Annotated in this window: 21 protein-coding genes; 5 read left to right on the forward strand and 16 right to left on the reverse strand. The window is 42.7% G+C overall.

Annotated features, from left to right (window positions below; genetic code table 11):
• Positions 1-53: 53 nt before the first annotated feature.
• From F8M47_RS00695 to secE, 14 genes are all read right to left on the reverse strand, one after another.
• Positions 54-524 (reverse strand): transposase, encoded by a 471-nt coding sequence (locus tag F8M47_RS00695; protein WP_150538301.1) that lies wholly within the window; start codon positions 522-524, stop codon positions 54-56.
• Positions 525-570: 46 nt separating this feature from the next.
• The gene (gene darH, locus F8M47_RS00700) at positions 571-1,557 is read right to left on the reverse strand and encodes a BtrH-related acyltransferase DarH (protein ID WP_150538302.1); all 987 of its coding nucleotides are present in this window, start codon (positions 1,555-1,557) and stop codon (positions 571-573) included.
• 170 nt (positions 1,558-1,727) lie between these two features.
• Complete coding sequence (locus F8M47_RS00705) at positions 1,728-2,102, reverse strand: DarG family dialkylresorcinol biosynthesis protein (RefSeq protein ID WP_150538303.1); 375 nt, start codon at positions 2,100-2,102, stop codon at positions 1,728-1,730.
• Positions 2,103-2,188: 86 nt separating this feature from the next.
• A complete protein-coding gene (locus F8M47_RS00710; RefSeq protein ID WP_150538304.1) occupies positions 2,189-3,328 on the reverse strand; it encodes a beta-ketoacyl-ACP synthase III in 1,140 nt (379 codons plus the stop codon).
• A gap of 88 nt (positions 3,329-3,416) precedes the next feature.
• Positions 3,417-4,328 carry a dialkylrecorsinol condensing enzyme gene (locus F8M47_RS00715; RefSeq protein ID WP_150538305.1) on the reverse strand — a complete coding sequence of 304 codons (912 nt, stop codon included), beginning with the start codon at positions 4,326-4,328 and terminating at the stop codon, positions 3,417-3,419.
• Positions 4,329-4,330: 2 nt separating this feature from the next.
• The gene (locus F8M47_RS00720) at positions 4,331-5,581 is read right to left on the reverse strand and encodes a beta-ketoacyl-ACP synthase (protein ID WP_150538306.1); all 1,251 of its coding nucleotides are present in this window, start codon (positions 5,579-5,581) and stop codon (positions 4,331-4,333) included.
• A 94-nt stretch (positions 5,582-5,675) separates the two neighbouring features.
• A complete protein-coding gene (gene fabG, locus F8M47_RS00725; RefSeq protein ID WP_150538307.1) occupies positions 5,676-6,410 on the reverse strand; it encodes a 3-oxoacyl-ACP reductase FabG in 735 nt (244 codons plus the stop codon).
• A gap of 82 nt (positions 6,411-6,492) precedes the next feature.
• The gene (locus F8M47_RS00730; RefSeq protein WP_150538308.1) at positions 6,493-6,948 is read right to left on the reverse strand and encodes a hotdog family protein; all 456 of its coding nucleotides are present in this window, start codon (positions 6,946-6,948) and stop codon (positions 6,493-6,495) included.
• On the reverse strand, positions 6,948-8,165 hold the full coding sequence (locus tag F8M47_RS00735) for a beta-ketoacyl-ACP synthase (RefSeq protein WP_425292554.1): 1,218 nt from the start codon (positions 8,163-8,165) through the stop codon (positions 6,948-6,950). Before F8M47_RS00735 ends, F8M47_RS00730 begins: the two co-directional genes overlap by 1 nt.
• 30 nt (positions 8,166-8,195) lie before the next feature.
• On the reverse strand, positions 8,196-8,609 hold the full coding sequence (locus F8M47_RS00740; protein WP_150538310.1) for a hypothetical protein: 414 nt from the start codon (positions 8,607-8,609) through the stop codon (positions 8,196-8,198).
• 69 nt (positions 8,610-8,678) lie between these two features.
• On the reverse strand, positions 8,679-9,368 hold the full coding sequence (gene rplA, locus F8M47_RS00745; protein WP_150538311.1) for a 50S ribosomal protein L1: 690 nt from the start codon (positions 9,366-9,368) through the stop codon (positions 8,679-8,681).
• A 4-nt stretch (positions 9,369-9,372) separates the two neighbouring features.
• A complete protein-coding gene (rplK, locus tag F8M47_RS00750) occupies positions 9,373-9,801 on the reverse strand; it encodes a 50S ribosomal protein L11 (RefSeq protein WP_005599211.1) in 429 nt (142 codons plus the stop codon).
• A gap of 274 nt (positions 9,802-10,075) precedes the next feature.
• A complete protein-coding gene (nusG, locus tag F8M47_RS00755) occupies positions 10,076-10,636 on the reverse strand; it encodes a transcription termination/antitermination protein NusG (protein ID WP_150538312.1) in 561 nt (186 codons plus the stop codon).
• A 1-nt stretch (position 10,637) separates the two neighbouring features.
• Positions 10,638-11,051 carry a preprotein translocase subunit SecE gene (secE, locus tag F8M47_RS00760; RefSeq protein ID WP_150538313.1) on the reverse strand — a complete coding sequence of 138 codons (414 nt, stop codon included), beginning with the start codon at positions 11,049-11,051 and terminating at the stop codon, positions 10,638-10,640.
• Positions 11,052-11,358: 307 nt separating this feature from the next.
• Here secE and F8M47_RS00765 point away from each other — a divergent pair, with 307 nt between their 5' ends.
• The 3 genes from F8M47_RS00765 to F8M47_RS00775 all read left to right on the forward strand — a co-directional run bounded on the left by F8M47_RS00765 (position 11,359) and on the right by F8M47_RS00775 (position 15,221).
• Positions 11,359-11,631, forward strand: a complete 273-nt coding sequence (locus F8M47_RS00765) for a PTS sugar transporter subunit IIB (protein ID WP_150538314.1) — start codon at positions 11,359-11,361, stop codon at positions 11,629-11,631.
• Positions 11,632-11,639: 8 nt separating this feature from the next.
• Positions 11,640-12,995, forward strand: a complete 1,356-nt coding sequence (locus F8M47_RS00770; protein ID WP_150538315.1) for a PTS ascorbate transporter subunit IIC — start codon at positions 11,640-11,642, stop codon at positions 12,993-12,995.
• 219 nt (positions 12,996-13,214) lie between these two features.
• Positions 13,215-15,221, forward strand: a complete 2,007-nt coding sequence (locus F8M47_RS00775; protein ID WP_150538316.1) for an OPT family oligopeptide transporter — start codon at positions 13,215-13,217, stop codon at positions 15,219-15,221.
• Between the two features lie 54 nt (positions 15,222-15,275).
• Here F8M47_RS00775 and dprA read toward each other — a convergent pair whose 3' ends face one another.
• On the reverse strand, positions 15,276-16,421 hold the full coding sequence (gene dprA / locus F8M47_RS00780) for a DNA-processing protein DprA (protein ID WP_150538317.1): 1,146 nt from the start codon (positions 16,419-16,421) through the stop codon (positions 15,276-15,278).
• A gap of 186 nt (positions 16,422-16,607) precedes the next feature.
• Here dprA and def point away from each other — a divergent pair, with 186 nt between their 5' ends.
• On the forward strand, positions 16,608-17,120 hold the full coding sequence (gene def / locus F8M47_RS00785; RefSeq protein ID WP_150538318.1) for a peptide deformylase: 513 nt from the start codon (positions 16,608-16,610) through the stop codon (positions 17,118-17,120).
• Between the two features lie 140 nt (positions 17,121-17,260).
• A complete protein-coding gene (rfaD, locus tag F8M47_RS00790; RefSeq protein ID WP_150538319.1) occupies positions 17,261-18,187 on the forward strand; it encodes an ADP-glyceromanno-heptose 6-epimerase in 927 nt (308 codons plus the stop codon).
• A gap of 94 nt (positions 18,188-18,281) precedes the next feature.
• On the opposite strand, the gene F8M47_RS12405 is transcribed toward rfaD, so the two are convergent.
• Complete coding sequence (locus tag F8M47_RS12405) at positions 18,282-18,359, reverse strand: IS3 family transposase (RefSeq protein ID WP_150538505.1); 78 nt, start codon at positions 18,357-18,359, stop codon at positions 18,282-18,284.
• Positions 18,360-18,363 lie beyond the last annotated feature (4 nt).

Below are 18,363 nucleotides of genomic sequence, written 5' to 3' on the forward strand. Positions count from 1 at the left end.
CCTGTGCCTGCCCGAAATTATCCTGCGATATATAATTTATCTAACACCCAATTTTATGGGTTATTATCAATATATTCCGCAATCATTAAATAATCTTTTTCATCTCGAACAATATGCTCATAATAACTTCGTTGCCATAATTTCTTATTAAATGGTTGCCAATTATTTTGTTTTACATTTTTTATATATTCAACATTCGTTCGAGATTTAAAACGTTGAATGACCTCAAATAATGAATAACGCACCAAATTTTCTTTATTTTCAAAATGAAGAATGAAATGGATATGATTAGGCATAATCACATAATCTAAACATTTTACCGTAGGAAAATACTGCTCCAATTCCAAATAGCACTCTTCAATCATTTTACCCGCAGCGCTTAATTCCATTTTCGCATTTAAAATGTGACCCAATAAACATAAACGATCTTGCACACAAATAGTCATGAAATATAACCCATTTTCAGAATAATCATAATGTTGTAAACGGATTATTTTGCGTTGTGGTAAAGGTTGCTTTTTCATATATTTTTATCATAATTCTGGCGGGCACAGGACCCGCCCCTACGATTTATTTCAACATCATCCAGAGTAATTGCTCCCTCTGTGCAATCCCCCTTAAAAACGTCGCCACTTCTTTGTAGCCTTCCGCCGTCGGTTTTCGGCACTGTTTCACGCATAGCGTAGCAAATTCGCGCCATTGGTCGCCGATTGCGGTCATTTGCTCGGAGGCTTGTTTGAATTTTGGCTCTTGGCAGATTTCTGCGGCTTGTTCAAGGAAATAGGCATACAGATAGCGGAAACCCGCGCCGCCTGTGCCGATTTCTTCCTGCATTCGTACGATATGCCCGAGGTACAAACGGTTATATTTTTCGCCTTTTTTACAAGCGGTCAGCTTTTCGATCGATTTTGCCACAGTGCGAATGCCTTTCACACCGACAAAAAACAACGGTGCAAGCATCTGTTTCGCCTGCTTGCGAATCGCTTTACGCACCAAGCTTGGCAGGTCGATTTGAGTAAAATCAGGCGTTTGCTCAAAATAGTACATCAGCCCTTTCGCCGCCAATGCACCTTTGGCAAAACGTGCTTTTTGCAAGTCTTGCGTGGCACAGCGTTGCACCGTTTCAAACACAGGATCGCTGATTAAATAATCGTCTTGCTCCTTGCCGTACACCAGCAAATTGTGCGCATTAAAATGAAAACGCATTTCAGGCGGAAAATAGGGCAGCCAAAACACCGATGTTTGCAAACCGACCAATTTGCCTTCGTTCAACGCCTGGTCCAACGCCACTTGCCCCGCTTTTTCATTGGAAAATTTCTGCATTTTCAACCGCACTTTCAGCATTTTCGAGACATTTTTGATAATGCTCTTCGGTGGCATACGGTACGAAATCAACGGCATTCCGCTCACCTTAATCAGCGGCAGATACACAAACGTCAAAGCAGACGCCAAACCAAACACCATCGCTTCGTTTAGCTCTGCCCCGTGTGATTTTAATAAAGTTGACATCACACCGCTTTCACAGTGGGCGGTGTGTTGGTGAGTAATATTTTTCATATTTAATCATATTGTAGAGGGAATCTGTGCCTGCCCAAATTACATATATAATGTATCTAATTTCCAATTTAGGGGATTATTTTCATTTTACATCTCAATTTATTGAGATTATTCCTTTTTACCACTGGTTTACGATAGATATGATAAGCGGGCGGGCACAGGACCCGCCCCTACCATTCCAATCCCCCAAACGCCTCCCGATACTTCGCCAACTGCTTCTCCGATAACTTCGCAAAAATCTCTGGTCTAAAATGCCGTTTGATCTGCCATTGCCAGAAGCCTGTGGCTTGAGCGAGGCTTTGCAGATCGTAGCGGTTTTTGTACATAAGGTAATAAATTGCCGATTTTTCGCCGTTTTTGACCGCTTGTAGCGCTTGTTCGGTGAGTTGGTTTAGCTCATCCACCGCTTGTTCGGTGGCGAATTCTTCTGCTTGCCAACCTGTGGTGGTGCCTGCTTCAAATTTTCCGTTGCGGGTGGCGTAGATTATCTTTTTCTGCCCTTGGAAAATTTTGCTGTCGTCTTGGGGAATGTCATCAATTTCCATATATTGCTCGTAGGGACGAATCCTGTGCCCGCCCGTAAACTTTCGCTGATATTCGGGCGGGCACAGGATCCGCCCCTACCAATAATTTATTGCATTACGACTTCCAACAACATAAAACACGAGGAAAAACGTCCGCTTTCTGGTACATAACAGAGCACTTTTTGCCCTGCCTTGAGTGGGAAGGTGCGGGCGAATTCTTCTAAGATAATGTAGATCGATGCCGAGCCTGTGTTACCGCAATAGGTTAGGTTTGTGAACCATTTTTCTTGTGGGATTTCAAAATCAATATTGCGTAAGCCGTCCAACAGGCGATCACGGAAGAAGCCTGATGAATAATGCGGTAGGAAATAATCAATTTTTCCCGCTTGCAAATTGTATTTAGCAATCAATCGTTTAAGTGCATTTTCCACAGTGCAACGCACGATATTTTCGTTGAGCAATTTGACATCTTGTTTGATCGCCATAAAGCTTTCGGCATCACGTTGTTCCTTAGGAACCGATTTCCAACTAACAAATTCGCCGTTTTTGACATCACCACCTGCGTACATACACACGGGCATTTCATTGGCGAACGACACTAATTCAATCCAGTCGATTTTAAAGCTCAAACCTGTGGCATTTGGCTGATTAGAAAGCGCCACCGCCCCTGCACCGTCCGATAACATCCAACGCAAGAAATCCTTCTCAAAACCGATTTCAGGCTTGGCATTTTCGAGTAATTTATTGTCTGCTTCCGCTTTAAAATTTTCGCTACGCATAATTGCCGAGGCGCATTCAGATGCTACCGACACTGCGCACTGATGTTCGCCTGTACGCACTGCATTGAATGCGTGCTTCATCGCTGCCATTCCCGCCGCACACACGCCCGACATTGACATCACTTCCATTGGTGGTGCGTTTTCAAGCAAGCCGTGCACCATCACGCCCTGCCCTGGTAAAATTTGGTCGGGGTATGACGTTCCGACAGCCAACGAACTAAATTCATTTGCAGAAATCCCGAGTTTTTTGACCGCTTGTACCGCCAACTCTGTGCTGGTGTGGGTTGCTTGATGGGTGTTCGGATCGACCGCATAGTAACGTTGCACAATACCGTTGGAACGCAGAATTATTTTGCGCACACGAGACGGCGTTTCGCCCACCATGCCCAACACGGCTTCCATTTCATCGTTGGAAACAGGTTCATTAGGTAAGAAGGCAGAAATTTTATTGATATAGACGTTTTGCATTTTATTCTAATTCATTGTAGGGGCGGGTTCTGTGCCCGCCCGATATTTATATTGTTTTTAGGGCGGGCACAGAACCCGCCCCTACATATTATTCCCCAGAGGGTTGAGCGTGATATTTCTTTTGCTCATCCAATTTTTTCTGTATCAGCGGTTTTAACAGGCGTTTGATTACTGCTGAAATCGGCACGACTGTTAAAATCATCGCGACTAAAAAGATGATGTAGAAACAAAGTAAAAATTGGCGAAATTTTGGTGAAATTTGACCGCTTGCGATGAGCAATTTGCCCCAAATATGGAAACTTCTTGCCCCGACTTTTTCACTCATCATCAATTTCTCGTCGATTTTGACCGCCCCCATTGCTTGGAAAAGCGTATGATCAAGCGGCCTATTTTGTTGCAAAGTTTGCAAAAGTTTTTCGCCAAAACGGCTCATATCTTGAATTTCACTTTCGGCAATACCCGCACTTGGTAAATTACCGACTTTTTTCTTGCCCGTGAGCATCCACATTGGCGTGGTGATAAAACTCGCCCAGCTGTTCGATTGATCGACTTTTACCACATTACCAATCAGGTTCGCACCACAATTGGCAAGCAGTTTTTTCAGCTTTTCTTGGGCTTGTAACCACATATTGCGACAACCAATCAGCGTAATCACAGGTGTATCATTAAGCACCTGTTTCGCTAGTTCGCTTTGCAAAAAAGCAGTGATCGGTTGGCTTGGCGAAAGAAACCAAACCGTATAGGCGATGATCACTAAATCATATTTTTGGTGCTGCAACTTAGGCAACACAATCGGTGCAGGTTGCAAATGCACCGTTTCAGGAAAGGTGTTAAAAAATGGTAGAAACCGCCACGGAAAAGTGTAGGCGGTTTGTGGCTGAAGCTGATAATGTTCGATAGCAATATCGGTTTGCCCAAGTAATGGCTGAACAAAATGTTCAGCCAAACGAGTAAGTTGCCCTGTTTGGGAATAGCTTACGACCAAAATTCTTTTCGTCATCGCTATTTTCCTTGCCAGCGTTTAAAAATTAGCGAAGTGTTTACACCACCGAAGGCAAAGTTATTGTTCATCACATAGTCGGTTTGAATCTGTTTGCCGTCGCCACGAATATAATCGAGTTCGCCACAGCGTTCGTCCACGTTTTCAAGATTGAGCGTAGGCGCAAACCAGCCATCACGCATCATTTCAATCGAGAACCAACTTTCTAACGCACCACACGCCCCAAGCGTATGCCCAAGGTAGCTTTTTTGTGAACTAATCGGCATTCTTGCCCCGAATACGGCAGAGGTCGCTTGGGTTTCGGCAATATCGCCTTTCTCCGTTGCAGTACCGTGTCCGTTCACATAGCCAACTTGTTCTGGCGCAATTCCTGCGTCTTTCAGTGCAAGCTCCATACAACGTTGCATGGTTTTTGCCTGAGGCTGAGTAACGTGACTACCGTCGCTGTTTGCGCCATAACCCACCACTTCGGCGATAATATTCGCACCTCGTGCCAAAGCATGTTCTAATTCTTCTAACACGAAAATACCTGCACCTTCGCCGATCACTAATCCATCACGATCTTTATCATAAGGGCGAGGCGTGCCTTTCGGGTTGTCATTATTACGGCTTGCCGCATAAAGGCTGTCGAACACATAAACTTCCGACGGGCAAAATTCTTCGCCGCCGCCAGCCAACATCATTGGGATCATGCCGTATTTGATCGCCTCATAGGCATAGCCAATACCTTGCGAACCCGATGAACAGGCACTTGAAGTCGGGATAATTCGCCCCTGTAAACCGAAGAAAATACCGATGTTCGCCGCTGTAGTGTGAGGCATTGCACGCACATAGGTAGAAGCGTTGAACGTGTCAGATTTGCCTGTCATCAGCAATTCTGCCATATCACGTACATCAGCGGTTGAGCCAGTGCTTGAGCCACTCGCCACCCCCATATTGCCGTTTAATACAAGCGGTGAGATTTCATCATTATTTAGCAAGCCTGCGTTGATAAGCGCCTGCTCTGCAGCATCTACACAAAGTTGCGAAACACGCCCCATACTGCGCAATTGTTTACGACTCCAATGACTTGGTGGTGCATAATTTGGCACAGGCGCACCAAGTTGTGCTTCAAGCTCAGGGTATTTATCTTGCCAGCCCATATTTTGCACCGCATTTTCTTTACGTTGGAAAGCGGTTTTAATTTCCGCCCATGTCCGCCCGAAAGCGGTAACGGCACCAATGCCTGTGATTACAACACGTTTTGTATTCATCTTATTATCTCGTATGTAGGGGCGGGTCCTGTGCCCGCCCAAAAATCTCGTAATAAAGCGGACGGGCACAAGACCCGTCCCTACAAATTATCAATTAACACAACCCACCATTCACACCGATCACTTGGCGGGTGATATAAGATGCTTTTTCATCCATTAAAAAATCTACGGCGTGAGCAACCTCATCAGGGTTGCCCATTCTTTCCATAGGGATTGCTTTCAGGATTTGATCAAGCGGTAGGTTTTCGTCCAAAATTTCCGTATCGATTAAACCTGGCGCCACGCAGTTTACGGTAATTTTGCGTTTTGCGAGCTCCACCGCTAAGGCTTTAGCGGCACCAATCAATCCCGCTTTTGATGCACTGTAATTCACCTGCCCACGGTTGCCGATAATGCCCGAAACGGAGGTAATGCAAACAATTCGTCCCGCTTTACGGCGGCGGATCATCGGCATCATCACAGGATGAAGGACGTTGTAGAATCCGTCTAAATTGGTGCGTAATACATTATCCCAATCTTCATCGCTCAAGGCTGGAAAAGCATTATCACGAGTTAAACCCGCATTCAACACCACGCCATAATATGCGCCATTGGCTTCTACATCGGCTTCTAATTTGGCTCGGCATTCTTCACGATTGCTCACATCAAATTGCAACACTCTTGCATTTTGTCCCAAATTTTTGACCGCTTGTGCCACTTCTTCCGCTTCTTCAATCCGAGAGCGGCAATGCACCACAATATCAAACCCAGACTGCGCTAATTGCAACGCAATCTCCTTACCAATACCACGACTAGAGCCTGTGATGAGAACGGTTTTGTTATCTGACATTTTTATTTCCGTAGGGGTGGGTCCTGTGCCCACCCGCAAATTCTCGTGGATATTCAGGCTGGCACAGGACCAGCTCCTACATTTATTTTTGAATCTTACCATCTTTCGGGCTGAAGACATTGAGTGCACCTGAAAGCAGGATTTGATCATTTGCTTTATCAATTAATTGGCAATCGAATACACCGAAACCCGTTGCATCTTGAATCGACATTTTAACTTCAATGCGTAGCTGGCTACCGATTGCAATTTCAGCTTGCTGAATATGTAATTTACGGGTACCAAGTAAATAACCTAAACGCACAGGTTCATTGCGCTTGCGTGCTTGAATTCCCGCCCACGCAGCAATTCCTTGCGCCATAATTTCAATACCTGAAAACGTGCTGAGCTTGCCTTGTTTGAGCAGAATATGCTCGGCACGAATATCTGCTTCCCCTGTTAAAAAATCATCGCCAAAGTCGGTAATGCGATCGATCAATACCATGTCTCCGCTTTGTGGCACGAGTGGGGCGACGTTCTCAATAGGCAACTTAACATCCATTAGGCGCTTTCTCCCAAGATCAAGACCGCATTATTACCACCGAACGCAAATGAACTACTTGCGCCAATACGTCTGCCTTCCGCCCAACGGCTATTTGCATTGGTAATCAGAATTTCTGGGAGTGCTTCATCGCGTACACCATCCCATAATTGGGCAGGCAAAATACCTTGCGGATTGTGAGTACGGCTTACTACCGCCCATAAAATGGCTGCCTCTAGCGCACCTGCGGCACCAAGCGTGTGTCCTGTATAAGGTTTGGTGGTGGTACAAGCGGTCTGATTTCCAAAAACTTTTGCAACCGCGAGCGTTTCCATTTGGTCGTTGTGAACTGTGCCTGTACCATGTAGATTGATCCAGCCAATATCTGAAGTAGAAAGTGCGGTCGAGTTCAGTGCATTTTCAAAAGCCAAAATAGCACCAATTCCCTCTGGGTGTGGGCTAGACATATGATAGGCGTCACTACTTGCGCCATAACCAAGCAATTCAATCGCATCTTCATCCATCAGCTCTCTGGTCATCACGAATGCCGCTGCCGCTTCACCAATATTGATCCCATTACGATTAGCTGAAAGTGGGTTGGTGCGTTGTGCTGAAAGTACTTCTAATGAGCTAAAACCGCTAATGGTTAAAGGCGATAGCGTATCCACCCCTCCACAAATCACTGCATCACATAAATTCGCTTTTAATAAGCGAGCCGCAGAAATCAGTGCTCTTGCACCCGAAGTACAAGCGGTGGAAATACCATAGCTCGCATTCTGTACACCATATTGGTAAGCAACAAAATCCGCTGGTGCAGAAAAATATTGCTGTTGCTGCCAAAACGGTGCACCTGACCAATCATTATGCTCTGCCGCATATTTGAACACGGGAATATTTTCATCTACACCTGTGGTCGAAGTGCCAATCACAACCGCCACTCTTTGCTGACCAAAACGGCTGATCGCTTGCTTGATTTGTGGTTCTATTTGTTCCAAAGCATGCCATAAAAGTTGGTTATTACGGCTACGATGTTCCGCAGGCAGATAAGCAGGAAACGCACGTAAGTTTAAATGCACTTCACCAAGCATTTTTGCTTTGCCTTCAATACCATGCGCAGCATAAGGGGAATCTGTGGCTGAAATAGGGGAAGCTTTATGGTTAAGTAGCACATCTAAATGCGCATTTAGGTCGTTACCTATCGCACTAACCATTGCTGGGCGAGATAAGAATAATTTCATCATGTTCTTCGTTCTATCCGTATTTAACGATTATAGTTCATCCACTTTCCATACCGAACCATCAGGAAGCGTAATGTTAAAATGTGTGCCATTTTGCTGAATCTGCCAATCTTTATTTAATTCAAAAGGCGGATTATATGGGTTAATTGCGACAGCAATTGCACTAAAAAGTTGTTTAGCTTGCTGATTCGGCATAATAAATCCGTCATTTTGCCAACCGTTTTTGCTGAGCAACACTCTCGCTTTTGGCGAACCCAGTGGATCTGTTTGCACCCAGCGCCATTGTTCCGCTTCAAATTGTACCGATAATAAATTTGCCTGCCCCATACTTTCTAACTTAAATAAACGTATATTTTTTGTTTGCATAGGCAAGCTTTTGACTGCGGGCAAACTGGTACAAGCGGTCAAAAATAGAGTAAAGATGACAAACCAAAATTTTAGCATTATTTTCCCCAAAACGAAAAAAAGACCGTATAGATTTTATTCTATACGGTCTTGATTTTAAATCAGAAATTAAAGTGCAGCGTGATCAACTGCTACACCAGCACCCATCGTTGTAGAGATGCTTACTTTCTTGATGAAGATACCTTTAGCTGTTGTTGGTTTAGCTTTGTTTAACGCCGCTAATAACGCTACTAAGTTATCTTTTAATTGCTCAGGTGCGAAGTCAGCTTTACCGATTGTAGTATGGATAATACCATTTTTGTCGTTACGGTAACGGATCTGACCTGATTTAGCATTTTTAACTGCTTCAGCAACGTTTGGTGTTACAGTACCAACTTTCGGGTTTGGCATTAAGCCACGTGGACCTAATACTTGACCTAATTGACCTACAACACGCATTGCATCTGGAGAAGCGATAACAACGTCAAAGTTCATTTCGCCTTTCTTGATTTGCTCTGCTAAATCTTCCATACCCACTAAGTCTGCACCCGCTGCTTTCGCTGCTTCTGCGTTTGCACCTTGTGTGAATACTGCTACACGCGCTGTACGACCTGTACCGTGTGGTAATACTGTTGCACCACGTACGTTTTGGTCTGATTTACGAGGGTCAATACCTAAGTTCACCGCTACGTCTACGCTTTCAACGAATTTCGCTGTTGCGAATTGTTTTAACACTGCGATTGCTTCGTTGATTTCATAAGCTTTAGTAGAATCTACGCCAGCTTTAATTGCTTTCATTTTTTTAGTCAATTTAGCCATTGTATTATTCCTCTACGATTAAGCCCATTGAACGAGCTGTACCAGCGATTGATTTCATTTTGGTTTCGATAGTAGCACCTGTCATATCTGCTGCTTTAGTTTCAGCGATTTGACGTAATTGCTCTTGAGTCACTGTACCCACTTTATCTTTGTTCGGTTTACCTGAACCAGATTTGATACCTACAGCTTTTTTAAGTAATACTGCTGCTGGTGGAGTTTTAGTTACGAAAGTGAATGAACGGTCTGCGTAAACTGTGATAACAACAGGGATTGGTAAACCTTTTTCTAAGCTCTCAGTACGAGCGTTGAATGCTTTACAGAATTCCATGATGTTAACACCTTGTTGACCTAATGCAGGACCAACTGGTGGTGAAGGGTTAGCCATACCAGCTGCAACTTGCAACTTAACGTATGCTTGGACTTTTTTTGCCATTTTTAAGTTTCCTCTAAGTGGGTAATAACGCCGAAAATCGGCTCCCCTGTTACACAAAAAACGAGTTAGCAAGCTAACTCGTATAGATTGTCTATTCTAAATAAGTTGCGATCATTTTTCAAGCAAAACTACTTAGAATAGTAAAATTTCGTTATTGCAATATGTCATTGCCAATAGTTTCATATTAAACAAGCGGTCATTTTTAATATTATTTTTGCAAATATTTCTGGAAAATCGACCGCTTGATTTCAGATATGTTCGCCAGTGAAGTCGATTATTGTTTTTCTACCTGGCCGAATTCAAGTTCAACTGGGGTTGCACGTCCGAAGATTGAAACAGACACTTTTAAGCGACCTTTTTCGTAATCCACTTCTTCCACTGTACCAGTAAAGTCTGCAAATGGACCTTCTGTAACACGTACATTTTCACCTGGTTGATATTCGTTACGGTGACGTGGTTTTTCTGCTGTTTCTTGAACACGGTTAAGAATACGATCTGCTTCACGTTTAGAAATTGGTGCTGGTTTATCTGCTGTTCCACCGATAAAGCCCATTACACGTGGCACGCTTTTAACTAAATGCCATGTGTCGTCATTCATTTCCATTTGCACTAATACGTAACCTGGGAAGAATTTACGTTCTGTACGGCGACGTTTACCGCCCACGTTTTCAACGACTTCTTCAGTTGGTACTAATACTTCACCAAACTGATCTTCCATTTGGTGTAATTTAATATACTCACGTAATGTTACCGCAACACGGTTTTCAAAACCTGAAAATGCTTGTAATACATACCAACGCATTTTTGTTACTTCTGTATTTTCTACTTCGCTCATCTTAGAACCTTAAATTTGTTAAAAACGTAATCAATGTAACGATAATAGAGTCGATACCCCATAATACTAATGACACCACGACACACATCGCAAGTACAATTAATGTGGTTTGCGTTGCTTCAGGGCGAGTTGGCCAAATAATTTTTCTAAGCTCTGTACGAGATTCTTTCATAAAGCCAATTGCCGTTTGCCCTTGGTTGGTCATTGCTGTAAGTGCCACGGCTCCTACTACTAATACGACAAGTAATAATACGCGCACAACTAATGAAAAATGCGATGCAAAATATGCATTACCAATCGCAGCTACAGCAAGTAATGCAATAGCAACAAACCATAGCGCACCATTTACACCCTTACTTTTAACACCCTTTTCTTCGATCTGCTCAGGGGTTTTCTTTTTAATCTCAGTAGCCATATAAAACCTAAATGTTGTAAAAAAGAGAACAATTATTTTGAAAAGCGTTAGATTCTAACATTTTTAGCCCTACTTGCCACGATCTTTTATGCAAATTTCTCCAAAAAATTTATTTCGAAATATTTTCTCAAACAATTTATTTCATTGAACATCACAAAACCACTGTCATTTTCTTATCAGAATAAATGTTAGCCAGTTCACATTTTTCATTTTTGCTCATTGCGATAAGCAATCTTCCTATTTTATAGTCAATTCCACTTCGAATTCGCCGAAGTTATCTACAATTTGTTCAAAAATGGAGGCAAGTATGAAAATTATGGCAGTTTGTGGGCATGGGATTGGCAGTAGTTTTATGATGGAAATGAACATCAAAAAAGCATTGGCAAAAATTGGAATAGAGGCAGAAGTTGGACATACCGACCTAGCTTCAGTCACGCCAGCAGATGCGGATCTTTTTGTGATGGCCAAAGATATTGCCAGCAGTAGTAGCATTGCGGAAGATAAAATTATTGTTGTCAAAAATATTATTAGTGTAACTGAGTTTGAAGAAAAATTGACCGATTATTTTAACCGTGCGTGAGGTGAGTTATGGATTCCATTCTCTTTTTTATTTTAGATATATTAAAAGTGCCGTCTGTTTTAGTTGGTTTAATTGCACTCGTCGGCTTAGTTGCTCAGAAAAAAGCGTTACCCGATATTATTAAAGGTACGGTGAAAACTATTCTTGGTTTCTTGGTATTAAGTGGTGGTGCAACCATTTTACTTAGCTCTTTAACGCCATTAGGTGGAATGTTTGAACATGCCTTTAACGTGCAGGGCATTATTCCTAACAATGAAGCTATTGTATCTATGGCGATTGAAAAATACGGTACGGCAACAGCGCTCATTATGGCATTCGGTATGGTGGCGAATATTATTGTAGCTCGTTTTACCCGCCTCAAATTTATTTTCTTAACAGGGCATCACACCTTCTATATGGCTTGTATGATTGGTGTGATTCTTACTGTTGCAGGCTTTAAGGGCGTGCAATTAGTCTTTGTTGGTGCCTTAACTTTAGGCTTGGTCATGGCGTTTTTCCCTGCGATTGTACATCGTTATATGCGCAAAGTAACAGGCAGTAATGATGTCGGCTTTGGTCACTTTGGTACTTTAGGTTATGTGTTAGCAGGCGCTATCGGGCAAGCGGTCGGAAAAGGCTCAAAATCTACCGAAGAAATGGATTTACCAAAAAACTTGAGCTTCTTGCGTGATAGTTCGATTTCTATCTCGCTGACGATGATGGTTATCTACTATGTATTAGCAATTTCCTCTGGTAGCGAGTATGTCGCTAATTTTAGCGGCGGGCAACATTACTTAGTTTATGCAACCATTCAAGCGATTACCTTTGCCGCTGGGGTATACGTCATTCTGCAAGGGGTGCGTCTGATCTTAGCGGAAATTGTACCTGCCTTTACGGGATTCTCAGAAAAATTAGTACCAGACGCCAAACCTGCGTTAGATTGTCCGATTGTGTTCCCATATGCACCAAATGCGGTTTTAATTGGCTTTTTAGCAAGTTTTACGGGGGGCGTGATCGGCCTTGCAATATTAGGACAATTAAATTGGGTGCTTATCTTACCAGGCGTTGTGCCTCATTTCTTCTGCGGTGCAACCGCTGGTGTATTTGGTAACGCTACAGGTGGTCGTCGTGGTGCGATTATCGGTGCATTTGCACACGGTGTCTTAATCACTTTCTTGCCTGTATTCTTATTACCTGTGCTAGGCTCATTAGGCTTTGCTAACACAACTTTCTCTGACGCTGATTTTGGCGGTGTCGGTATTGTCTTAGGTTATATGGCACAAGTGTTTAATAAAGACATTATCACTGCAATTATTGTTGGTTTATTTGCTCTGTTAGTTGCTTATAACTATTTGGCTAAAAAACCTGTTGCTGAAGCCGAATAACAAGCGGTTAAATTTTTATAAAAATTTGCAAATATTGCATTTTAATGCAATTGCTAGCTTTTAAATAAAGCCGATTTTATTTGAAATCGGCTTTATTTTTTGCGCTATATCACATTTTTGTGTAAAGACTTGTTGGAATGAGTGCAAAATAAGCTGAATAATTATCTAAATATATTGGTTTTCCGATAATATGCCTCTTTATTTATTTGTGGAGGACTTATGGACAATCCTACTGCTCTACGCGAGCTAACCTTACGAGGTATGATTCTAGGGGCATTAATCACCGTAGTATTTACTGCTTCTAATGTGTATTTGGGACTAAAGGTGGGCATGACCTTTGCGTCATCAATTCCTGCTGCCGTGATTTCAATGGCGGTGCTGAAAATGTTTAAAGGATCAAATATCCTTGAAAACAATATGGTGCAAACGCAAGCCTCATCTGCTGGCACACTTTCTTCAGTGATCTTTGTACTTCCAGCATTGTTAATGATGGGCTATTGGCACAACTTCCCATTTTGGCAAACCTTACTTATCTGTATTTCAGGTGGGATTTTAGGGGTAATTTTTACTGTACCGTTACGTAATGTGATGGTGGTTAAAAGTGATTTGCCTTATCCAGAAGGTGTTGCGGCGGCTGAAATTCTAAAAGCAGGCGATGAAAGTGATAACAAAGACAGTGGCGTAAAAGAAATTATCTCGGGTGGTTTATTAGCTGCAGTGGTGAGCTTTCTAACTAACGGTTTACGTGTTGTGGCAGACGGTGCAAGTTATTGGTTTAAAGGTGGCAATGCTGTATTCCAATTACCGATGGGTTTTTCATTTGCGCTACTCGGTGCGGGCTATTTAGTCGGTATGATGGGCGGTATTGCAATGTTAGTTGGCACACTCTTTACTTGGGGTGTTGCCGTGCCTTATTTCACCGCCACTACCCCAATGCCAGCCGATACAGATATGATTAGCTTTGCGATGAGTTTATGGAAAAGCAAAGTTCGCTTTATCGGGGTAGGCACTATCGGTATTGCAGCGATTTGGACGTTACTGGTGTTGTTCAATCCTATGTTGCAAGGCATGTCACAAGCTTTCCGTGCCTTAAAAGATCCAGCGTTACAAAATATGGACCGCACTGCACAAGATCTCTCACCGAAAACGATGATTTATACCGTATTAGCTAGCGTGGTATTAATTATTATTGCGTTAGTTAGCTTCTTACAGCCTGTGGGATTACCAATCGAATTAGCCTTCTTACTGGCTGTGCTTTGTACGGTACTTGCCGTGGTGGTGGGCTTCTTAGTGGCGGCAGCATCAGGGTATATGGCGGGTCTAGTTGGTTCATCATCAAGCCCAATTTCAGGCATTGGTATCATCTCAATCGTAATTATTTCACTGATTTTAATGTTAGTTGGTAATGCGATTGGCTTAATGGAAAATGCCGACGGACAACGTTTCCTCACTGCATTAACTATTTTTACAGCCTCTATCGTATTCTGTGTTTCTACTATTTCAAACGATAACCTACAAGATTTAAAAACAGGTTATTTAGTGAAAGCTACTCCATGGCGCCAGCAATTTGCATTAATTATTGGCTGTATTGTGGGGGCATTGGTGATCACTCCTGTCTTAGAAACCCTTTACCACGCTTACGGTTTTGCGGGAGCAATGCCTCGTGAGGGAATGGACGCTGCACAAGCACTTTCTGCGCCACAAGCAACCATTATGATGACCATTTCCAACGGCATTTTCTCAAATAGCCTTGAATGGACCTATATTTTAGTTGGCGTTGCTTTTGGTATTACGCTTATCATCATTGATAGCGTACTCAAAAAAGCCAGCGCAGGTCGTTTTGCATTACCGACGTTAGCGGTGGGTATTGGTATCTACTTACCGCCAGTGGTTAATGTGCCACTGATTATCGGTGCATTACTTTCTTGGTTGGTTAATCGCCATATTCAACGCCACGCCAAACACACAGGTAAAGATGTGGAACAAGCCAGCAAAAAAGCAGAACGCTATGGCACACTGTTTGCAGCAGGTTTAATTGTAGGAGAAAGCTTAGTTGGCGTGCTATTAGCCTTTGTGATTGCAGGTTCAGTGACTTCTGGTGGATCAGATGCACCATTAGCATTAAATCTGGAAAACTGGGGCACAATGGCGGAGCTACTCGGTTTAACCCTATTTGTGATCGGCTGTATTATTTTCGCGCGCCGTGTGCTACAAGCGAAAAAATAAAACCATATCAGCATCATATTATTTGCAAACAAGCGGTCAAATTTGACCGCTTTTTTACGATTGCAACACATAGCCCCCACTCACCTGTTTAATCACCCCTAACAATTCCAAGCTAAGCAATTCCACCAATAAACTTTCAACCGCCATTGCGCTAGCTTTGGCTAAATCGTCAATTGAAATCGGCGAAAGACTAATTTGGTTCATAATTTGTTGCTGACAAGCGGTCAATTCTGGCAAATTTTTCGCAACGGGAAGTGGGGGCATTTTTGCAAAATCTTGTACTTTTTCGACCGCTTGTGGTGGTTCAAATAATGTCTGTTGCACAGGTTGTGTAGGCAATTGATATTGAATCGCCTGCAAAATATCCTCTGCGGTTTCGGTTAATACTGCCCCTTCTCTGATTAATTTATGGCAACCTTGCGCATATGGATTTTGTGCTGCATTCGGCACTGCGAATACTTCCCGCCCTTGCTCTAACGCATAGCGTGCGGTAATCAGCGAACCACTATTGAGCGTGGCTTCCACCACTAATGTGCCTAACGATAATCCGCTGATAATCCGATTACGACGTGGAAAATTTTCCGCCAAGGGAGGCTGATTCGGGAAAAATTCCGACACCAACGCCCCGCCACTTTCTACAATTTGCTCCGCTAATTTTTTGTGTCTTGCGGGATACACCTGAGCCAAGCCGCTGCCCAACACCGCAATGGTTATGCCATTTTCCGCCAGCGCCCGCTGATGACAAAAGCCATCAATCCCGATCGCTAGCCCACTGGTTACCACCAAATTATGTTGTACCAGTTGTTCGGTAAAATAACCCGCCCAATATTCGCCGTATGCGGAAAAATCTCGGCTACCAACAATTGCAATTTGGGGTTGGCTCAAGCACGCAACCGAACCTCGTACAAATAGCACAGGAGGTGCAGTACTAATTTGGCGTAATAAAAACGGATAGTCCGCATCAAATAAGGTCAGTAAGCGTTGATTTGACTGTTCCGCCCACGCTAACGCACCGTCAATCCAGCGCATATCAGGCTGAAACCAACGCTGAATTTGCTTTTCGTTCCAACCGATTTGCTGTAACTGGCGTTTGTCATATTGACAAAATTGAGCAAAATCCACTTCTGAGAGCAAGCGAGCGATTTTCTGTGCGCCAAATCGAGGAATTTGTAGTAACTTGAGTAAAGCAAGATGAGGCATTAATAAGTTCCCTAAATTAATTATGGATTATTGAAAGGAAACATAGACAAATAACAATTAAACAGGTAATTTAGTCAGGCGTTCGTCTTATTTGGCTATGTTGCTGTTGCAAAATGCCCAATCATAAGAAAACGAGTTAATTAACCAATTTATAATTTTTTATTTTTCGATTGAGATCACAAAAAAATGTCAGTTTTAGAAGTTGTACTTTACCCAGATGACGGGTTAGCAAAAGTGTGTGAACCTGTTGCACAGGTAGATGATGAATTAAATCAATTCATTGATGATATGTTTGATACGATGTATGAACACGAAGGTATCGGGCTTGCAGCACCGCAAGTGGGCGTATTAAAACGTGTGATTACCATTGATATTGAAGGCGATAAAACCAATCAAGTGGTGCTAATTAACCCTGAGATTTTAGAATCAAGCGGTGAAACTGGTATCGAAGAAGGTTGTTTATCTATTCCTGGTCATCGTGCATTAGTGCCACGCAAAGAGAAAGTGAAGGTAAAAGCGTTAAACCGCAAAGGCGAAGAAGTGATTTACGAGGCTGATGGCTTATTTGCTATCTGTATCCAACACGAAATCGACCACCTCAATGGCGTGCTGTTTGTAGATCATATCTCAAACCTCAAACGCCAACGCATTAAAGAAAAAATGCAAAAGCTCAAAAAACAAATTGAGCGTGCGAAGTAGATTTATCCAATCATCAAAGCGAGCATTGTCTCGCTTTTTCTTTGTTTTCTAACAAGCGGTCTAAATCCTCGCAAAATTTGCAAATTCGCCTTAATCCACCGATAATATCCCCCGTTTTTAATCTGAAAAAGGAAAAAGCTATGATTATAGTAACGGGTGGCTTTGGTATGATCGGTAGCAATATCGTCAAAGCATTAAATGAAATCGGCAGAAAAGATATTTTGGTTATTGATAACCTAAAAAACGGTGAAAAATTTGTTAATTTAGTTGATTTAGATATCGCAGATTATTGTGATAAAGAAGATTTTATCGCTTCAATTATTGCGGGTGATGATTTCGGCTATATCGAAGCGGTATTCCACGAAGGCGCTTGCTCGGCAACGACTGAATGGGATGGCAAATACTTAATGCACAATAACTACGAATATTCCAAAGAGTTATTACATTTCTGCTTAGATCGCAAAATTCCATTCTTCTACGCCTCTAGTGCGGCAACCTACGGTGGACGCTCGGATAACTTTATCGAAGAACGCCGTTTTGAGCAGCCACTTAACGCTTACGGCTACTCAAAATTCCTCTTTGATGAATATGTACGCCAAATTCTGCCTGAAGCAGATTCACCAGTGTGTGGCTTCAAATATTTCAACGTTTACGGCCCACGTGAACAGCACAAAGGCTCAATGGCAAGTGTAGCGTTCCACTTAAACAACCAAATGCTCAAAGGTGAAAATCCAAAATTATTTGAAGGTTCTGAAACCTTCTTACGTGATTTCGTGTATGTGGAAGATGTAGCAAAAGTGAATATTTGGGCGTGGCAAAACAACATTTCTGGCATTTACAACTTAGGTACAGGTAAAGCAGAATCGTTCCAAGCGGTCGCGCAAGCGGTGATCGATTTCCACGGCAAAGGCGAAATTGAAAAAATCCCATTCCCAGATCACCTAAAATCTCGCTATCAAACCTTTACTCAAGCGGATTTAACCAAGCTACGTGCGGCAGGCTACACGGGTACATTTAAAACTGTAGCAGAAGGCACAAAAGAATATATGGCGTGGCTAAATCGCTGATCGCCTAAATATACAAGCGGTCAATTTTTGTGGAAATATAGCAAAACTTGACCGCTTTTTGATCTGCCCCCCAAAAGTTGGACAGGTTAGTACACTATAAATATTGAGCTCTGTATTGTGCAGGGCTCAATCCTTTTAAATCCATTTTAATACGCTTTTGGTTGTAATACATCACA

Source organism: Actinobacillus vicugnae (genome assembly GCF_901687125.1).
GTDB classification, from domain to species: Bacteria; Pseudomonadota; Gammaproteobacteria; order Enterobacterales; family Pasteurellaceae; genus Actinobacillus; species Actinobacillus vicugnae.

Bases quoted from the DNA above. Each gene is read 5' to 3' on its own strand.
- F8M47_RS00710 (WP_150538304.1), bottom strand. From the start codon at position 3,328: ATGCAAAACGTCTATATCAATAAAATTTCTGCCTTCTTACCTAATGAA.
- F8M47_RS00775 (WP_150538316.1), top strand. From the start codon at position 13,215: ATGGACAATCCTACTGCTCTACGCGAGCTAACCTTACGAGGTATGATT.
- F8M47_RS00735 (WP_425292554.1), bottom strand. From the start codon at position 8,165: ATGAAATTATTCTTATCTCGCCCAGCAATGGTTAGTGCGATAGGTAAC.
- dprA (WP_150538317.1), bottom strand. From the start codon at position 16,421: ATGCCTCATCTTGCTTTACTCAAGTTACTACAAATTCCTCGATTTGGC.
- F8M47_RS00770 (WP_150538315.1), top strand. From the start codon at position 11,640: ATGGATTCCATTCTCTTTTTTATTTTAGATATATTAAAAGTGCCGTCT.
- F8M47_RS12405 (WP_150538505.1), bottom strand. From the start codon at position 18,359: ATGTATTACAACCAAAAGCGTATTAAAATGGATTTAAAAGGATTGAGC.
- fabG (WP_150538307.1), bottom strand. From the start codon at position 6,410: ATGTCAGATAACAAAACCGTTCTCATCACAGGCTCTAGTCGTGGTATT.
- rfaD (WP_150538319.1), top strand. From the start codon at position 17,261: ATGATTATAGTAACGGGTGGCTTTGGTATGATCGGTAGCAATATCGTC.
- F8M47_RS00705 (WP_150538303.1), bottom strand. From the start codon at position 2,102: ATGGAAATTGATGACATTCCCCAAGACGACAGCAAAATTTTCCAAGGG.
- secE (WP_150538313.1), bottom strand. From the start codon at position 11,051: ATGGCTACTGAGATTAAAAAGAAAACCCCTGAGCAGATCGAAGAAAAG.
- rplK (WP_005599211.1), bottom strand. From the start codon at position 9,801: ATGGCAAAAAAAGTCCAAGCATACGTTAAGTTGCAAGTTGCAGCTGGT.
- F8M47_RS00740 (WP_150538310.1), bottom strand. From the start codon at position 8,609: ATGCTAAAATTTTGGTTTGTCATCTTTACTCTATTTTTGACCGCTTGT.
- F8M47_RS00730 (WP_150538308.1), bottom strand. From the start codon at position 6,948: ATGGATGTTAAGTTGCCTATTGAGAACGTCGCCCCACTCGTGCCACAA.
- nusG (WP_150538312.1), bottom strand. From the start codon at position 10,636: ATGAGCGAAGTAGAAAATACAGAAGTAACAAAAATGCGTTGGTATGTA.
- darH (WP_150538302.1), bottom strand. From the start codon at position 1,557: ATGAAAAATATTACTCACCAACACACCGCCCACTGTGAAAGCGGTGTG.
- F8M47_RS00765 (WP_150538314.1), top strand. From the start codon at position 11,359: ATGAAAATTATGGCAGTTTGTGGGCATGGGATTGGCAGTAGTTTTATG.
- F8M47_RS00695 (WP_150538301.1), bottom strand. From the start codon at position 524: ATGAAAAAGCAACCTTTACCACAACGCAAAATAATCCGTTTACAACAT.
- F8M47_RS00715 (WP_150538305.1), bottom strand. From the start codon at position 4,328: ATGACGAAAAGAATTTTGGTCGTAAGCTATTCCCAAACAGGGCAACTT.
- rplA (WP_150538311.1), bottom strand. From the start codon at position 9,368: ATGGCTAAATTGACTAAAAAAATGAAAGCAATTAAAGCTGGCGTAGAT.
- def (WP_150538318.1), top strand. From the start codon at position 16,608: ATGTCAGTTTTAGAAGTTGTACTTTACCCAGATGACGGGTTAGCAAAA.
- F8M47_RS00720 (WP_150538306.1), bottom strand. From the start codon at position 5,581: ATGAATACAAAACGTGTTGTAATCACAGGCATTGGTGCCGTTACCGCT.